Here is a 16,920-nt window from a genome sequence, read left to right as displayed (position 1 = left end):
GGCTGTTTGGATATTTTTAGGTGGTGATTTTAATCGAATGGTTTGTCCGTTATTGGTATCAATCGATGAGAGGGATAGATGGAGACCATATTCACTTGAAAAAGATCCCTTTTGCAGCCAACTTGGTTATTACAGCTTTGCTGAGTACACTTGCTACCATGCTTCAATCAGCAGGAGGCTTTATGCCAGGTATAGGCTACTTAATTAGTTTTTTAGCGACATTACCAATTTTTTTAGTTACGTCCCTTTCTATTCGTCAAGGAATCCTTTCTTATATTCTTACAATTCTCCTTTTATTTATCATTCAGCCGAGTGAATTAATTATTTTTCCATTTACAACAGGTTTATTAGGTATAGCTATAGGTGTGTCTTTTTTTCAATTGAATAGGAGAATTTGGGTTGTTTCTTTTTCATCAATATGTCTACTGGCGGGGATCATGGTGATACTGTATGTATTCCGTTTCCCAGTACTGGGCCCTACTGTTAATACAATTATAGATGCAAAGGTTATTGCAATAATATTTATATTAAGTTTTTTTTACTCCTGGCTATTCGTTGAACTTTGTAGAATATTTTTGAATAGATTGTATCGTTTTTTATAAATGTTGACTAAATTCTATTGAACGAATAGGTGTTGTAATATTAGATGTTTTAAAAGGAGGCGCAAGATGAAGCTAGCTTTTAGTACAAATGCATTTACAACATACACATTACCCGAAGCTATTTCAGAGATTGGAAAGTTGGGGTATAAAGGGGTTGAAATTTTAGCGGATGTTCCTCATGCTTTCCCACCTGCACATACTGCTGCTTGGGTAACTGATGTACAACAAAAACTAGAAAAATATGGCCTCGAGGTCTCAAATATAAACGGAAATACAGCAGCTGGATTTTTTCCATATTCTACTGGAGAACCTACATTTGAGCCTTCATTATGTAATGCAAGAGAAGAGGTGAGGAATCAGAGAATTAAATATACAAAACAATTAATAGATTTAGCTGTAATAGTTAATGCCAAAAACATCAGTATTACAAGTGGAAAGTGTCTTTCAGGGAACCCACCAGATCAAGCAATTAATCATCTTATAAATTCACTAATAGAGATTATGGACTATGCTGAACGACGTGAAATCAACGTAGGGATTGAGTACGAACCTGGCCTTTTAATAGAAAATGGAAAAGAATTGAATGAATTAATTCAAATTGTGGGATCAAATAGGCTGGGCGCAAATCTTGATCTCGGGCATGCAGATGTAATAAGAGAGGATATTCCCACTTTATTATCAAGTTTAAAGTCTAGGATATGGAACATCCACCTAGAGGATATAGCAGATCATAAACACTATCATCTTATACCTGGTCATGGGAATATTGATTTTAATCAATTATTTAATTATGTAAAGCAAATTAAATATAAGGGATTTATTACAGTAGAATTATATACCTATTGCAATGATCCAGTACTGGCAGCAAAGGAATCTATAGAATTCCTTACACCATATTTTAAGAATAGCCTTTTATGAGGGGAGATAATTTATGAAATATTTTGATCCGCACATCCATTGTTATTCTCGTACAACCGATGATTATGAAAATATGAGTCTGGCCGGTGTACGCGCTGTTGTAGAACCCGCATTTTGGCTTGGGAGCGAACGCCGTTATCCTGAAACCTATTTTGATTACTTCCAACATTTGCTTACCTTTGAACCTGAGCGTGCTAAGCAATATGGAATCACTCATTATTGTTGTTTAGCTATGAATCCAAAAGAAGCAAATAACATTGATATTGCCTATCAAGTAATTGATGGATTGTCCGAGTATTTGCAACATGAGCGGTGTCTTGCAATTGGGGAGATTGGATTTGATAGGATTACTCCTGAGGAAGAAGATGTGATGCGGAGACAACTGAAATTGGCTAAAGACCTCGATATGTTAGTTATGGTGCATACTCCCCATCAAAATAAGCGGGAGGGAACAAGAAGAACAATAGAAATCCTAAGGGAAGAAGGGCTTGAACCTGATAGGGTATTAATAGATCATAATAATTCAGATACTATTGATCTTTCCGTTGAATATGGAGGCTGGAGCGGAATGACAATTTATCCGACGAAAGTTTCAACTGATGAAGCAATTGAAATAATTGAACATTACAGCATAAATAAAATTATGGTTAACACTGCAGCAGATTGGGGACCATCTAATCCTCTTAATGTTGTAAAAACTGCGCTTGAGATGCGAAAGAAAGGGCATGCGGAAAATATCATTCAAGAACTAGTTTGGAATAATCCAGTTCGTTTTTATGAGCAATCTGGAAAATTAAAACTAGATTCATAAGGGGTGAAAAGATTATGAAACTTGCATATAGCAGTAATGGATTTAAAAGATATGACCTGTTAAAAACAATAGATATATTATCCGAAATCGGATATGAAGGCATAGAAATCTTACTAGATATCCCGCATGCTTTTCCACCTGAAGTAACGAATGAGAAAATACTCATGATAAAAGACAAGTTGAAGCAACGGAACATGATTATATCAAATTTGAATGCATTCATGCTGTATGGAATAAAAGATAATTGGCACCCGTCTTTTGTAGAGATAGATGAAACAGAAAGAAGACAACGTATAGAACATACCCATAACTGTATTGATTTAGCTCAAAAACTCGGTGCAAAGACACTATCTACCGAACCAGGGGGGCCACTCATCAATGTAGGGAGGGAATGGGCAAATAAAGTTTTTATTTCTGCAATGGAAGAATTGGCTGATCATGCCGAAAAGTCTGGCGTAACAATCCTCGTTGAACCTGAGCCTGATTTATTAATTGAAACATCAGATCAATTTATAGAATTTAAGAAGGCTGTTCCTTCGCAGGCAATTGCATTAAATTTTGATATAGGACATTTCTTTTGTGTTGGAGAAGATCCAGCTGCATTGGTTTATAAATTGCTACCATATACACAACATTATCACCTGGAGGATATTGCAGCGAATCGCGTACATGAGCATCTAATTCCTGGTCACGGTGCTATTCCTATTCTGGAAGTTTTACAATCTATAAAGAAAACGGGTTATGACGGTTTTATTACCATTGAATTATATCCTTATGAAAATCATGCAATATCGGCTGCCAAAGAATCTTATGACTATGTGCAAAGTATCCTTAACAGCCTATGAGAAGAATTCGTACTTATTTTGAACTGATAAGATTTCCGAATGCCTTTACTGCGATGGCAGATATATTGGCAGGCACCTGGATTGCAGGAATAGTTTTGAATCAAAGTTATTTCAGTCAGATTATTCTTCTTCTGTTAGCAAGCGCATGTATATATGCGTCAGGGATTATTTTAAATGATTTTTTTGATTTTGAAATAGATAAAAGTGAGCGTCCTGAGAGACCTTTACCATCTGGTCGTATATTAACTCGTTCTGCTTTATGTTTTAGTTTTGTGCTTCTTACTGTAGGTATCATATCTGTATGTTTTGTTTCAGGTATCAGCTTTTTAATTGCTTGTATCCTCATTATGTTGGTATTTGTATATAATCGCTATTCAAAGCATTATGACGTTTTAGGACCATTAACGATGGGGCTTTGTAGAGGAGTTAACTTGTTACTAGGATTGAGTATTGTACCAGATAAATTAGTAGAATTTTGGTGGTTAGCGGGATTAGGGTTTATATATATTTTCACTGTTACTGTAATGTCTAAAGGTGAGGTTGGATCCGGCCTCCATCCTATACGAGTAAGAATTATGGCAGGAGCAGTCTTAACATGTGCTATTGCTATTTTGCTTTTGCATTTCTATGGTGTATGGGGAACAACTGTTATTACGGTAATAGTTTTTTTATTATGGACTTTTTCAGGGATTTTACCAGCATTAGTAAATCCAATATCATCTAATATTAAAAAAGCAGTTGGAACATGTATAATTGGTCTTCCATTATTGGATGGAGCAATTGCTGCTTCATTTGGAGGATGGCCAGCTTTCTTTTCTATATCTTCTTTCCTAATTATAAGCTATATCATGTCTCGTATCTTTCCCGTTACATAGACGAAAGGATGATATCTATGGAGAAAAAGAACGTGATTGTATTAGATATTATTAGTTTGACGGAGGAGCATCTAAATGATGCTGAATTAACCCCAAATATTCGGAAGTTGCTAGAGAATGGCCAACAAGCAAAAATTAAACCTGTATTTCCGGCTGTAACTGGTTCAATGCAGGCTACGTATATTACTGGAACCTCACCAGCTGAACATGGAATTATTTGTAACGGTCTTCCAAATTGGAATACAAAAGAGATAACAATGTGGAATCAAACAATGCTACCAGTTGAAGGTAAAAAGATATGGGAGAAGTTGAAGGAAGAAGATTTGGCAGCTAAAACAGCAGTGTTGTTTTGGCAGTTCAGTAAATTGAGCACAGCAGACTATGTAGTTACTCCTGCCCCAATTCATCTCGATAAAAAAACAATTATGTGGTGTGATTCAAAGCCGAGGGGGCTATATGAAAAATTGAGGGAGAAATATGGGGAGTTCGATTTGAAAAGCTTCTGGGGTCCGCTCTCTTCAGTTAAATCCAGTGAATGGATATTAGATGCAGCAATAGATGTTTTAGAAGAATATAAACCAAGATTATCACTTGTATATCTACCCAATATAGATTATAACGCACAAAGGTTTGGGCCTGAAAGTGAAGCTGCGAAGAGATCCATTAAAGAAATTGACAGTTTAATTGGAAACTTTGTCGAGCAATTGGAAGAGCGCAACTTGAAGGAGCAAACACGGCTAGTTATTTTATCAGAATACAACTTTAAGACAGTTAACAGACCTATATTTATCAATCAAACGTTGAATAAAGAGGGATATGTGGCTATCAAGCATGTCGAAAATATGGATTTTCTCGATTTGGAGATGTCGAAAGCCTTTGCTTTAGCAGATCATCAATTGGCTCATGTGTATATTCAGGACTCACGTGATATTGGGGTAGTTAAAGAAATTCTCGAAAGAACACCAGGTATAGCCGAGGTATGGGGAGAAGAAGAGAAACGGGTTCATAAAATTAATCACGAGCTTTCAGGGCAGTTAATTGCAATTGCGGAACCTGACAGTTGGTTTGTGTATTACTGGTGGTTGAACGATGAACAGGCACCAGAATTTGCATACAATGTAGATATTCATAGGAAGCCTGGTTATGATCCGGTAGAGCTGTTTGTAAATCCAAAGACATTCCAAATACCACTAGAACCGGAACGAATCAAAGGATCTCACGGTTTACCAGCAAAGGACAAAAGAGATTATGTGTCACTTGTAGTAACAGGGAGAGATTTTGAACTTCCAGATACATTAGAAGCGACCGAAGTTCATGACTTGTTGCTAAAGCTTGTGGGAAATTAGAAGGGGTGAAAAAATGACATATCAGATGGGTGTGTTATTTGTCGGAGTTCTAGGTGCCGTTGCAACAACAACGATTTCCGGACTTTTTGCGGTAAATCAAAATCTTGCTCCACTAAGGGGCGTTATTTCTACAGAGAAAGAATTCGAGACACTACAGCTAACTCCACTCGATCATATTGCTTTTGGTGGATGGGATATACAAAAGGATTCATTGATAGAAGTAGTACAAAAATATGGTATCATTCAGGAATCTATTTTGAAGAAAATTAAAGTGCAACTCAATGATGTTCCTATTTGGCAAGCACCACTGGCTAATGTAAATGATTTTGTTAAAGGGATATATAGTCTAACAGGAGAGCCTGAGAATTTAATGAGCGCAGTGAATCAAATTCAGGCAGACATTGAAGAATTTAGAAAAAGATATAATCTTGAGAGAATTGTTGTGATAAATACTGCTTCAACGGAAGCAAAGACAAAAAATCATTCATTATATCAGTCTTTAAAAGCATTTGAGACAGGGTTAAGGGAAAATTCATCGGATATTCGACCGAGTATGCTTTATGCCTATGCAGCTATGAAATCAAAATGTGCCTATGTAAATTTCACGCCAAATGTGACGACTGAGATACCAGCACTACAGGAATTAGCAGAATTACAAGCTGTTCCGACAGCAGGAAAAGATGGACGGACAGGTCAGACTTTATATAAACATGTTTTAGGAAAAATGTTTAAACAACGCCGATTGAGTATTGTCGGGTGGTATAGTACGAATATATTAGGGAATCAAGATGGTGCAGTTTTGGAACATCCAACACATTCTTCAACAAAAATTGATTCGAAATCCATTGGGTTAGAACAAATATTGGGGTACAGTAATTTTGATCATAAAGTAAGAATTGATTACTTTCCTGTCCGAGGAGATAGGAAAGAGGCCTGGGATACGATTGACTTTGAAGGTTGGTTAGGAGAACGAATGACAATGAAAATTAATTGGCTAGGTATCGATTCGATTTTAGCTGCGCCTCTAATAATTGATTTGTCCCGTTTTATGGATCATGCACTTAGAGAGAGGAAAGTAGGAATAATGGAACATCTTTCACTCTTTTTTAAATCACCAATTGGAACAGATGAGTATGCCCTTGATCAACAATATCAAACATTATTAGAATATGTGAAGAATTTTGAGGGTAATGTTTAGTATCCGTGGTGACCTTAGAGTTGAAAAAACATGAATGTAATATTGGAAATAGATATTGGTATTATTAATCAATATAGGGAATTAATTAGAAAAATTCAATTAGAAGTTGGTTTTAATGCAGTTCATTTAATATAAAATGCCCCCCACTGATAGTTGTGGGGGCATATGAAATTCTATTGTTTTAATGTTTATACTAGAAAGTTCTTACTTCGTGCCATAAATAGTAGTTTTTTTAAATCATTCAACTTTATTTTCAAATCTTTACAGTTTTCTCTTTCGTCATACTCAATGTAAGCTATGTGACCATCGGGGCGAATTAAAATGACAACTATATTTTTAAACTGAGAATCCTGTATTTTTCCTACAACCACCTTTGTGTGCGAATCAATGTTCATTTTATCTATTTCTTCTTTATAAGACGGATGTATTAATAAAATATATTTACCATCTTGCATCAATTCAAAGAGTTTATGAGTTTTCTTATTTTGAGAAGAAATAGTAAGATTTGTGCATCTTTTCCCTATCAATGGATGCCTTTCTTTCATATGCATAGAGGAATATATAACCCCTAAGCCACTTACTCTTTTAGCTAAATCTTGATTTACCTCTGGGTATGTGAGTAAATGCGAGAATAACTCTCTTAATTCTATACCTGCATTTGAAAAGTTTATCATTAATTGTTCTTGTGCTTGTACTTCCTTAAAAAATTTTCTTCCCACAGCATGTCGTTCAATATGATAACTTTCTAATAGGCTTTCATATTTTTTTTGTTTTATAGCGAGTCCCAATTTCCATCCTAAATTAAAAGCGTCTTGTAAGCCTACATTCAAACCTTGTCCTCCTGCAGGAAAATGAATATGCGCTGCATCACCTGCCAAGAATACCCGCTTATGTTGATAAGTATTTGCTAGTTTGGTTGCATTTCCAAAACGAGAAAGCCATATTGAGCTTTTAATTTGAATATGTTCACCCGTAATACTATAAATACTATCTATAAGCTCTTTTTCTGTGACAGCAACATGAACAGGTATTGTCTGATTCTTAGGATCTATAATTGCAATACGAAATACATTAGGTGCAATAGGTACCATTATTATTATCCCATTTATATTAGATGTAGAAAAAAATGAGTTATCTGGTACATCTTCTAAAATGACATCACCTAATATAGCAGTAGTTGTTGTATCTGTTCCATTAAAAGGTATATGTGATAACTCACGAACTACGCTTCTTGCGCCATCAGCGCCTACTACATACGGAACTTCTATTTTATATGTTGTTTCTCCTCGCTCTATTTCTAGTTGTACGAATGTTTCATACTGTTTTAAAATTTTTAAAGTATGACCACGTTTAATGTTTACACCTAATTCCAATGCACGCTCTTCTAATATTTCTTCTGTAATAGATTGGGGAATAAAAAGCGTATATGGAAAATCAGTATCTAGATTTTTAAAGTTTAATCTTGTATCTAGGGCAGCAAAATGGCTTGTATCTGATTTCTTCCCTCTAGATAAAAATCGATTTTCAATACCTCTCATAGCCATTAATTCTAAGGAGCGGGGGTGAAGTGTGAGTGCTCTAGAATTTCGTATCCGATTTAACCTTCTCTCTAAAACGACAACTTTTACGCCTTGAATAGCTAATTCACATGCTGCCATAAGTCCAACTGGACCACCACCAATTACCGCTACATCATAATAATTTTCCATTTCATGCCCTCCATTTATTTTCGTAGTTAAGAGCTAATGCAAAAATACGTACAATAATAAATTTGTAAATGATATTTATTGTACATATATAATTATACTTCATTTTTGTTTCCTTGGAAACTAAAATGAAGTACCCTTGGAATATACCTTATATCCAGCATCCAATTTAACAGTTATTTTACTCCTTTTATTCCCATAAAGTTTAGAAAAGCATATAAAATAGAAGGATAATGCGGGTGCTTTCTTTTCCCAGAGCTAGGACTTGGAACAATTGTTGTACGTGCAAGCGTTATGATAGATGGAATCTTCGCAGTAGCTACTGAAGCAGTTGTAGAAGGTATTGCTAGAGAGAACTTAAGTGATAACGATATCAAGATTGCAGTAAAAGAAGCAATGTGGAAGCCTTAGTATCGTCAAATAAAAGCGGTAGAAAAGGTTAGCATATAGAAAGCCTTTTTATAATAATTAGACGTACCGCCCCATTATAATCTAGCCAATAAGGTAGATATCGGTATTATTATCCAATATATTAAATTAATTAGGAGAATGTAGTTGAATCTAAAATACGAATCCGCTTGAAAATAGAAGTGTATGGAGAAGGAATCGGCATAGATGAGGCCATCTTTTGCTTAGTAATTGCTAGTAGGTGTTGTAAAAGTTGGACGGACGTTTTATTAAACCGTTGATTCAGTCCCTCAGGGCTAATGGGTACTTCTGTTGATGCTTCTAAACAGCTAGATAACTGACTTAAAGAAGTCATAGCTACATTTTGGCTCACTCATACACATAAAGCTACTAAATCTTTTGCTTGGTACTTACTGGTTCGTCGTATAAACCCAATATCTCTAGCAAGATTCCGTAAAGTATTTGGAGGTGAAAAACTTTGAATCTCTTGAGCAAATAGTTGTAATTCGTCAGACACAGACATAAAAAAACGCCATCTTTTCTTTTGATTCTACAGAAAGATTAGCATGTTTTTTCATTTTAGAAGGACATTTTGTTTTGTTATGTTTATAGGGATAGGGCAGTACCCCTTTTAATTTTGAGTTCGATAGATTTCTTATCCTTGGATTAAAGTTAAATCTGAAAATCTATTTTGTGTAACCGGTTGTGTCTATATACTCAGATAGGACTTTACTTGAAGTGGTAGGTATGATAGGCTCGTTATTCGGAAAAGATTCGGATTGAGAAAAGCAAATTTATAAAGGAGGATTGATATTTATGAGCGATAAAATACTTGTCGTAGAAGATGAACGCGAAATTGCCGATTTGGTTGAGCTATACTTGAAAAACGAGAATTATACGGTTTTCAAATACTATACTGCCAAAGAAGCATTGGAATGTATAGATAAGAATGTGCTTGACCTTGCAATATTGGATATCATGCTTCCCGACGTAAGTGGTCTCACTATCTGTCAAAAAATAAGGGATAAGCACACCTATCCAATTATCATGTTGACGGCGAAAGATACGGAAGTAGATAAAATTACAGGGCTAACAATTGGTGCGGACGATTATATTACAAAACCCTTTCGCCCACTAGAGTTAATTGCGCGAGTCAAGGCGCAGTTACGCCGATATAAAAAATACAATGGAGTAACGGCACAGAACGAGAATGTTATCGTTCACTCTGGTCTTGTCATTAATATAAGCACGCATGAGTGTTCTCTGAACGAGAAGCCGTTATCTCTCACTCCCACCGAGTTTTCAATCCTGCGTATCCTCTGTGAAAACAAGGGGAATGTGGTTAGCTCTGAGCAGCTGTTTCATGAGATATGGGGTGACGAATATTTCAGCAAGAGCAATAACACTATCACCGTGCATATCCGACATCTGCGAGAAAAGATGAACGACACGGTTGATAATCCGAAGTATATAAAAACGGTATGGGGGATTGGCTATAAAATTGAAAAATAAAAATAAGAATAAAAAAATCGATTATTCAACATTAAAACGAAAACTCTACCAATATATCCTTACGATTGTCATGGCAGCAGTTGTATTTGTGCTGTTTGTGCGTCTATTTATCCAAGGGACACTTGGGGAGTGGATCGTACGTTTTTTGGAAAACAGTTATCATTTAGAGCGTTGGGACGCAATGATAATATATCAGTATACTATACGGAACAATATAGAAATTTTTATTTATGTGGCGGTTGCCATTAGTATTCTTATTCTATGCCGAGTTATGCTTTTAAAATTTGTAAAATACTTTGAAGAGATAAATACCGGTATTGATATACTTATTCAGAACGAAGATAAACAAATTGAGCTTTCTGCGGAAATGGAGTTCATGGAACAGAAGCTCAACACATTAAAGCGAACCCTTGAAAAGCGAGAGCATGATGCAAAGGTGGCCGAACAAAGGAAAAATGAAGTTGTTATGTACTTGGCACACGATATTAAAACGCCTCTTACATCAGTTATCGGTTATCTGATCCTGCTTGACGAGGCACCAGACATGCCAAGAGAGCAAAAGGCAAAGTACGTGCATATCACGTTAGACAAAGCGTATCGCCTGGAACAGCTAATCGACGAGTTTTTTGAGATTACGCGATATAATCTTCAAACGATTACGCTCACGAAAAAGCACATAGACCTATACTATATGCTGGTGCAAATGACTGATGAATTTTATCCCCAGCTTGCTGCGAAGGGGAAACAGGTGGTATTCCATGTTTCTGAAGATTTGACCGTATTTGGTGACCCTGATAAGCTAGCGAGGGTCTTTAACAATATTTTGAAAAACGCCGCTGCATACAGCGAGAACGACAGCGTAATTGACATTACGGCGGACCTCTCCGATGATGTGGTATCCATCGTTTTTGAGAACGCCGGAAATATCCCGAAAGATAAACTCGCTACCATATTTGAAAAGTTTTACAGATTGGATGATGCCCGTTCTTCTGATACGGGCGGCGCGGGACTTGGATTGGCGATTGCAAAAGAAATCATTGTTCAGCATGGCGGACAGATTTACGCGGAAAGTAATGATAACTCTACGACTTTCACGGTAGAACTTCCAGTCTTCCAAGACTCGGTTAATAAAGGGGATTCTTAGAAAATAATCATTGTTTCTTAAGAAATTCTTAAGGTTATCTATACTTTTTCTTAGGAAATTAACAATTTAATATTAAAAAATGGCTCGTTCTTATGCGGTAGAATTAAACCATAAGAACGAGCTTTTTTTACTTCGTCAAAGAAAGATATGATAACTTATGCGTGGATTAAAATAGCTTACATGTTTAGAAAAAGAGTGACACAAATATTTCTTTTCCTTTTAGCCAATTGTGTCAAATGAGCAATCTGCTGCTTTGGATGTTTCTGCACACACCACTGGATAGAGTATCCACATATAGATATAGCATCGCTTTGCAGAAAGCAATCGTTAAGAGTTACATATCCGAAATCTTCAGCGTGACATTATCATCAAGTCATTTACTTAAGGAAGAAGCTGAAAATGAAGAAGTGGTGTTTTTTATTTGGTTTTGCTTTCATGAATAAAGCACTGTTTTTTCAGAATAAAGTAGAGGTTCAAAAATATGATCAAAATCACAAAGATAACATAGATAATACAGGGACTACCTCAATGATTCAAAAGAAAGAGATTGTAAAAGAACACATCTATCAAGGGAATCTGCTCTTAATTAACAGTAAATATCCTATGCGCCAAGAGAGTGTGAAATCAGATATCGTAAATTTATCTAAACATAATGAATTGATAAACGGATACGGATTGCTTAATACAAATATTTCTTTATCAAAAGAAATAGCAAAAAAATTTTCAGAGATGATTAATAATGTTGTAAAGGAAGGCGTTAATCAATTTTTAATTAATAGTGGTTATCGTGACTTTGATGAGCAAAGTGGACTTTACCATGAGATGGGGGCTAATTATTCTTACCAGCAGGTTATAGTGAACATAATTCAGGTTTATCACTTGATGTAGGATCAGGCTTAACGCAAATGGATCGAGCACCTGAAGGGAAGTGGATAGAAAAAAATGCTTGGAAATACGGCTTTATCTTACGCTATCCCTCGGATAAAACGGATGTTACAGGTATTCAATATGAACCTTGGCAGATTCGCTATGTCGGTTTGCCTCACAGTACGATTATGCAAAAAATGAATTTAGCCTTGGAAGAATACCTGGATTATTTAAAAGAAGAAGAGAGCATTTCAGCAAGTATTGAGGGGGAAAAATATGCGATGTCATATTATCCCTTTTTTCAAAACAAGACAATGGACGTTGAAATACCATTGAAAGAATTTTGTGAAATATCTGTAAAAATATGGATGAGGTGATTATGACCACCCGTTCTTAAATTATATTCTAAAATGACAAAGTTATAGATTACAATGTAAAGTTAGGAGATTTTAAATGCATTCAGGAGTTTTGATTAATTATTTATATACTTATTTTTTTACTATTATTTTTTGTATAATGTTTCAAATTGGATTTTATTTTAAAACGAAAAAAAATATATCTATTCAGCATTTTCTATGGGTGTATGTTTTTCTATTCTACCTTTCATTAGTGTATAAGGTGACGCAGATAGGGACTATATGGGACATAGGTAGATACGAAACATTAATTCGTGCAAATCAAATTAACTTGATTCCATTTGCTTCTGAAGGTATGACTACTTATGTCTTAAACATTTTACTGTTTATGCCATTAGGTTTTTTATTGCCGACTATTTGGCCGCAGTTTAGAAGAATGAAAAGTACTGCCTATGCTGGATTCGGTTTTTCATTGGCTATTGAGTTAGGTCAATTGCTAGATAATAGAATTACAGATATTGATGATTTATCTATGAATACCCTGGGAGCAATTATTGGGTATTTATTATATAGAGTATTATTCAAAATGTTATATAAAAGAGATGAAAAAAAGATTGATAATAATATTTCTCTAGTAATAAAATACGAGGCTATTTTTTATTTAGTTTGCTCATTTGTAGGTATGATGTTAATTTATTATCCAGTTTTATTTAGACGTCCTCTAATCCTTCAATAAGATGATTAAGATACTGTCAGATAATATAAATATAGCAAATTGATTCTTAAATAATAGGATGTTACATATACCCATTTATATTAAATTCTCACAGAAATCTTTCAACACTATTCTTACTGAAGGTTGAGTGATTATTGAATTGATTTCTATTGCTCCCGTTTTATATCAAAGTACCAGCCTTTAATTAACAATTATATCCATTGCGAAAAAATAAGATAGGCTGTAATATTTACCAGTATTTAAATGCCGAAAATTGTTTAAAGCATTTCAACTAATATTTAAGAGGAGAATACAATGAACAAACTAAAAAGGTTACTGAAACGTAAAACGACTTGGATAATTCTTATCCTATTCGTATTTGTTTATGTAAATAACAGTTCTTATTTTGCTAAGAGGGACGATGGAACTCCTCTTCTTCTTGCTCACCGAGGACTTTCGCAAACATTTAGCATGGAAGGGATTGAGGGGGATACATGTACAGCAGAACGTATAAATAAACCTGAACACTCTTATTTAGAAAATACAATTCCATCTATGGAAGCTGCATTTAAAGCTGGAGCTGATTTAGTAGAGTTTGATGTTCAACCAACTAAAGATAATAATTTTGTTATTTTTCATGACTGGACGCTTGATTGCCGTACTAATGGTAAAGGCGTTACAAGAGATTTTACAACAAAAGAATTACAAGCACTTGATATTGGTTACGGTTATACAGCTGATGGGGGTAAAATATTCCCGTTTCGTGGTAAAGGGATTAATCTTATGCCAACACTGGATGAAGTACTTAACCATTTTCCAGATCGTTCTTTTCTTATTCATATTAAAAGTGATGATGAAAATGAAGGAATCCAATTGGCTGCTCACCTTAAGAAATTACCAGCGAAACGCCTTGATCAACTAACTGTATATGGTGGCGATAAACCAATTGCTGCGATAAAAGAGCGCATCCCTAGTTTACGAACAATGTCAAAAGCGACCATGAAAAAAGATCTTATTACTTATATGGCATTAGGGTGGACTGGCTACATACCTTCAAGCCTGAAGCATGGAGAATTACATATACCAGACAAAGTAGCTCCTTGGCTTTGGGGATGGCCAAATCGTTTTCTTAATCGAATGGATAAAGCAGATACTCGAGTTATCGTTGTAGGAGGAAATGGGTTTGGATTTTCAAGTGGATTTGACTCATCTGAAGATATAAAACGCCTTCCTGACGATTATACAGGTGGAATTTGGACAAATCAAATTGATAAAATAGCACCTTTATTTGAGAAATAAGGGACGATATAACAATCGAAGTTTTTCATCCGTTTAACCATCTATATTTTAAAAGAAGATTCATTAATAATGTTGAAGTTATATATATTTACTGAAAAATGCCCCTGATTTCCTATACATAATGGAAATCAGGGGTGTTTTTGGATAAATGGAACTTACTTTATTTATATTCAAACAGAAGTACAACAACTATCAAAGAATAAACCACTAGATGTATAAAATGAGCTGATGTAAATAAGTAAATTTTTCGTTTTGGGGTACTTTCAAGATCTTAGCTTGATGGTGATGTGACGCTACCCCTTTTAGGATGGGGATATCAATCACTGAATATTAATATTCTTTAACTGAGCAACAGTTCCAAAACTGATTTTTAATAGAAAAAAAGGTTACAAGGTCAATTGTAGCCCTTTTTTCAAGTGTTTTTTATTTTATACGAGTCCTATAATGATTACAAGACAGAAGTATGGTTCGAAATACCGTTGATTATATGAACCCAATCATCGCAATGAATTTCGTGCCCCGATCCTTCTAGGGTTAGTAACAAAGCATGCGGAATTTCATTAACAAGAGCAAGACCATGCTCGTATGGAAGCACTGTATCTTCTGTACCATGGATAACCAAAGTTGGTATATTAATTCCTTTTAACTTCCCCTCATAAGAATCATCGCCTTTAAGAAGGGAGTGATTAAACATACTAAGTAGGTTATTTGCTCGTTTTATTTCTTTTTCTACCTGCTTATAAGTCCTCTTCTCATCAAATTTATTCTTTGAACCACAGAGTAACGCTGATCCTGCAACCAAGTAATTTGCAACAGATTCTTCATCCGACCAATTTAGTTTGGCCCCATTAGCATGGTAAGCGAGTATCTTCTCGTCAATCGGAGGCAAATTACGGTTATTGTCTTCAGAACCAAAAATACTTGATGCAATCAAAGTTATACTTAGAACTCTCTGTGGGTTTCTTAAGGCTATAATTTGAGCAATCATTCCACCCAATGACATTCCAACAATGTGTGCTTGGTCAATATGATATGCATCGAGTACCCCAACCGCATCATCAGCCATATCTACCACAGTATAATGGGAACTCCCCGGCTCATAAGTAGTTGACCGTCCGACATCTCTATTATCATAACGAATAACATAACGGCCCGTATCAGCTAATTGTTGACAAAATTCTTCATCCCAATAAACCATTGAACACATGGCTCCCATAATCAGTAGTACTGCTGGATCTTCTGAATTGCCAAAGCTCTCTGTACATATATCAATGTCATTAATTTTAATAATTTTTTCATTCATGATTAAATCCTCATTTCATTCGTATTTAGTTAATAAAAAAGACACACTCAAATAAACCCAAACATCTTGAAATAAATAACTGGGCATAACAAATTGTGTTTAAAATTAACGTAAACGAATGAACTTGATAATCATGTTAAACACTCTCCTATAATAAGTGAATAAGAGTAAAACCCTTATTCACTTATTATAACATACCTCTATCATTTGGAATATTGGCTCGTTGTTCCTTTTTAATAATTGAAAAAATAATTCTTGTTGTATAAATCCGCACTCTTAGTTGAAGAAAAAAAGATGTTTATGTAGTCCGAATCTAGATTTGAAATAAAGTAGTACTGTTTATAAAAAAGTCTACCGTTTTGAAAAAATGGTTTTAATTGTATTTTTTTGAACAGTCGTGCTAAAATATAAACATGAACACAAAAAATAAAACGAACAATCAAAAAGAAAAGTCATTTATCGAAAAAGCCCGGAGGGCTCAAATTATGGAATGTGCAATTGAAACACTTGCTGAAGTAGGTTATGTAAAAGCCTCTTTAGGACAAATCGCTAAACGTGCAAAAATAAGTAAGGGGGTTATTTCTTATTACTTTACAAACAAAGAGGAACTTCTAGAGCAAGTTATAATCGATTATTATATAGCTTGCCAGTCCTTTAGTTGTCCGCAAATTGAAGCTCAAACGACCCCAGAAGGAATGCTCCAAACGTATATTGAATCGAATCTGAAATTTATAGATAAACATCGGAAGCATGTATTCGCTGTTATAGAAATTGTTTCAAATGAAAGGACAGATGAAGGAAAACTTCGGTTTGCAGCAGACCATGATGAAACTATTTTTCTTCCCATTAAAAATATTCTACGTTTAGGGATGCAAGAGGGGGTGTTTCGAGAATTTTCCGAAACAGCCTTAAGGGTGATGGCGTTAACAATCAGGCATGCCATAGACGGATTTAGCCTCGAGCTAATGAGGAACCCGGATTAAAACGTTAAAGGTTACCCTAAAGAGTGTATTAC

Annotated in this window: 14 protein-coding genes and 3 pseudogenes; 14 read left to right on the top strand and 3 right to left on the bottom strand. The window is 35.1% G+C overall.

Going from position 1 to position 16,920, the window contains the following annotated elements; all coding sequences use genetic code 11:
- Positions 1-32 precede the first annotated feature (32 nt).
- The 7 genes from DN404_RS08170 to DN404_RS08140 all read left to right on the top strand — a co-directional run bounded on the left by DN404_RS08170 (position 33) and on the right by DN404_RS08140 (position 6,595).
- On the top strand, positions 33-602 hold the full coding sequence (locus DN404_RS08170) for a hypothetical protein (protein ID WP_149214966.1): 570 nt from the start codon (positions 33-35) through the stop codon (positions 600-602).
- A gap of 66 nt (positions 603-668) precedes the next feature.
- Positions 669-1,520, top strand: a complete 852-nt coding sequence (locus tag DN404_RS08165) for a sugar phosphate isomerase/epimerase family protein (protein ID WP_149214957.1) — start codon at positions 669-671, stop codon at positions 1,518-1,520.
- Positions 1,521-1,533: 13 nt separating this feature from the next.
- The gene (locus DN404_RS08160) at positions 1,534-2,331 is read left to right on the top strand and encodes a TatD family hydrolase (protein WP_029438493.1); all 798 of its coding nucleotides are present in this window, start codon (positions 1,534-1,536) and stop codon (positions 2,329-2,331) included.
- Positions 2,332-2,345: 14 nt separating this feature from the next.
- The gene (locus DN404_RS08155) at positions 2,346-3,176 is read left to right on the top strand and encodes a sugar phosphate isomerase/epimerase family protein (protein ID WP_149214956.1); all 831 of its coding nucleotides are present in this window, start codon (positions 2,346-2,348) and stop codon (positions 3,174-3,176) included.
- Positions 3,173-4,051, top strand: a complete 879-nt coding sequence (eboC, locus tag DN404_RS08150; protein WP_149214955.1) for a UbiA-like protein EboC — start codon at positions 3,173-3,175, stop codon at positions 4,049-4,051. Before DN404_RS08155 ends, eboC begins: the two co-directional genes overlap by 4 nt.
- Positions 4,052-4,068: 17 nt before the next feature.
- The gene (locus tag DN404_RS08145) at positions 4,069-5,397 is read left to right on the top strand and encodes an alkaline phosphatase family protein (RefSeq protein WP_255445028.1); all 1,329 of its coding nucleotides are present in this window, start codon (positions 4,069-4,071) and stop codon (positions 5,395-5,397) included.
- A 13-nt stretch (positions 5,398-5,410) separates the two neighbouring features.
- On the top strand, positions 5,411-6,595 hold the full coding sequence (locus DN404_RS08140) for an inositol-3-phosphate synthase (protein WP_149214954.1): 1,185 nt from the start codon (positions 5,411-5,413) through the stop codon (positions 6,593-6,595).
- A 188-nt stretch (positions 6,596-6,783) separates the two neighbouring features.
- Here DN404_RS08140 and DN404_RS08135 read toward each other — a convergent pair whose 3' ends face one another.
- Positions 6,784-8,304 (bottom strand): FAD-dependent oxidoreductase, encoded by a 1,521-nt coding sequence (locus DN404_RS08135; RefSeq protein WP_149214953.1) that lies wholly within the window; start codon positions 8,302-8,304, stop codon positions 6,784-6,786.
- Between the two features lie 243 nt (positions 8,305-8,547).
- Here DN404_RS08135 and DN404_RS30915 point away from each other — a divergent pair.
- Positions 8,548-8,712 (top strand): annotated as a pseudogene (locus tag DN404_RS30915) (hypothetical protein); the annotation flags it as partial.
- Positions 8,713-8,848: 136 nt separating this feature from the next.
- On the opposite strand, the pseudogene DN404_RS08130 reads toward DN404_RS30915, so the two are convergent.
- Positions 8,849-9,232, bottom strand: a pseudogene (locus DN404_RS08130) (IS4 family transposase); the annotation flags it as partial.
- A gap of 293 nt (positions 9,233-9,525) precedes the next feature.
- Here DN404_RS08130 and vanR-A point away from each other — a divergent pair.
- The 5 genes and pseudogenes from vanR-A to DN404_RS08100 all read left to right on the top strand — a co-directional run bounded on the left by vanR-A (position 9,526) and on the right by DN404_RS08100 (position 14,602).
- On the top strand, positions 9,526-10,221 hold the full coding sequence (vanR-A, locus tag DN404_RS08125) for a vancomycin resistance response regulator transcription factor VanR-A (protein ID WP_113304520.1): 696 nt from the start codon (positions 9,526-9,528) through the stop codon (positions 10,219-10,221).
- Positions 10,211-11,365 (top strand): vancomycin resistance histidine kinase VanS, encoded by a 1,155-nt coding sequence (gene vanS / locus DN404_RS08120; protein ID WP_149214952.1) that lies wholly within the window; start codon positions 10,211-10,213, stop codon positions 11,363-11,365. Before vanR-A ends, vanS begins: the two co-directional genes overlap by 11 nt.
- A 399-nt stretch (positions 11,366-11,764) precedes the next feature.
- Positions 11,765-12,629: pseudogene (gene vanY / locus DN404_RS08110) on the top strand (VanY-A/VanY-F/VanY-M family D-Ala-D-Ala carboxypeptidase).
- A gap of 56 nt (positions 12,630-12,685) precedes the next feature.
- Entirely contained in the window at positions 12,686-13,324 is a 639-nt protein-coding gene (locus DN404_RS08105) for a VanZ family protein (RefSeq protein WP_000555586.1), read from the top strand.
- Between the two features lie 294 nt (positions 13,325-13,618).
- Positions 13,619-14,602: a glycerophosphodiester phosphodiesterase family protein gene (locus tag DN404_RS08100; RefSeq protein WP_149214950.1), complete on the top strand. Its 984-nt coding sequence runs from the start codon at positions 13,619-13,621 to the stop codon at positions 14,600-14,602.
- A 448-nt stretch (positions 14,603-15,050) separates the two neighbouring features.
- On the opposite strand, the gene mle is transcribed toward DN404_RS08100, so the two are convergent.
- Positions 15,051-15,905 carry an alpha/beta fold macrolide esterase gene (gene mle, locus DN404_RS08095; RefSeq protein ID WP_124749701.1) on the bottom strand — a complete coding sequence of 285 codons (855 nt, stop codon included), beginning with the start codon at positions 15,903-15,905 and terminating at the stop codon, positions 15,051-15,053.
- A gap of 413 nt (positions 15,906-16,318) precedes the next feature.
- Between mle and DN404_RS08090 the strand changes: the two genes are divergently transcribed.
- Positions 16,319-16,888, top strand: coding sequence for a TetR/AcrR family transcriptional regulator (locus tag DN404_RS08090; protein WP_255445026.1), 570 nt, complete (start codon positions 16,319-16,321; stop codon positions 16,886-16,888).
- Positions 16,889-16,920 lie beyond the last annotated feature (32 nt).

This window comes from Bacillus sp. TE8-1, from assembly GCF_008368855.1.
Classification (GTDB): domain Bacteria; phylum Bacillota; class Bacilli; order Bacillales; family Bacillaceae_G; genus Bacillus_A; species Bacillus_A cereus.
This window is presented reverse-complemented; position numbering and strand designations above follow the sequence as displayed.